This window comes from Luteimonas marina (assembly GCF_007859325.1).
Classification (GTDB): Bacteria; Pseudomonadota; Gammaproteobacteria; order Xanthomonadales; family Xanthomonadaceae; genus Luteimonas; species Luteimonas marina.
This window is the reverse complement of the sequence record NZ_VOHK01000021.1, coordinates 1-930: the sequence shown is the minus strand read 5'-3', so window position 1 is coordinate 930 and position 930 is coordinate 1. Positions and strand designations below refer to the sequence as shown.

The 930-nt window shown below is 65.5% G+C and carries 1 protein-coding gene; it reads left to right on the top strand.

Going from position 1 to position 930, the window contains the following annotated elements; all coding sequences use genetic code 11:
* Nucleotides 1-904: IS3 family transposase (locus FQY83_RS17515; RefSeq protein ID WP_146389527.1), on the top strand; the 904-nt coding region annotated here is incomplete at its 5' end.
* Between the last annotated feature and the right edge of the window lie 26 nt (nt 905-930).

The window sequence follows — 930 nt, the reverse complement described above, 5'->3', positions numbered from 1 at the left end:
TAAAAAAAGCCGCCGCGTACTTTGCCAGGGGGTAAGGGCGAAGTACGCGTTCATGCGCGCGCACATCGGCGAGTTCCGACTGGTCGCGATGTGCCGGGTGCTCGGCGTGCACCGGAGCGGCTACTACGCCTGGGTTCGGCAATCGGCCAGCCTGCGTGAGCGCGAGGATCAACGGTTGCTTGGGTTGATCAAGCACTCCTGGCTGGCCAGCGGAGGCGTGTACGGCCACCGCAAGATCACGCTGGACCTGCGCGAAGCGGGCGAGACCTGCAGCCGCCACCGCGTGCAGCGGCTGATGAAGGCCGAAGGCCTGCGCGCGCAGGTCGGCTACGGGAGCAAGCCCCGCCATCGCGGTGGCCCGGTCGGTGTGGTCGACAACGTGCTGAACCGCGAGTTTGCGCCCGATGCGCCGAATAAGGTCTGGGTCACCGACATCACCTACATCCGGACCTATGAGGGCTGGCTGTACCTGGCGGCGGTGATGGACCTGTACTCGCGGCAGATCGTCGGTTGGGCGACGGCGCCGACGATGACCAGCGACCTGGTGCTGCAGGCCCTCGTGGCAGCGGCGTGGCGACGCAAGCCGGGGGCGGGCGTCATGGTGCACTCCGACCAGGGCAGCCAGTTCACTAGCAGCGACTGGCAGTCGTTCCTGAAGGCGCATCGGATGGTTCCGAGCATGAGCCGTCGCGGCAACTGCCACGACAACGCGGTGGCCGAGAGCTTCTTCAGCGTCCTGAAGAAGGAGCGGATCAAGCGGAGAATCTATCCGACCCGGGCCGCCGCAACCTCGGACGTGTTCGACTACATCGAGATGTTCTACAACCCGGTGCGTCGCCATGGTTCCGCCGGCGACGTCTCACCGGTAGAGTTCGAAAGGCGCTACGCGCAAAGCGGCCGATGAGTGTCTATGAAACCTTGGGCGGTCCA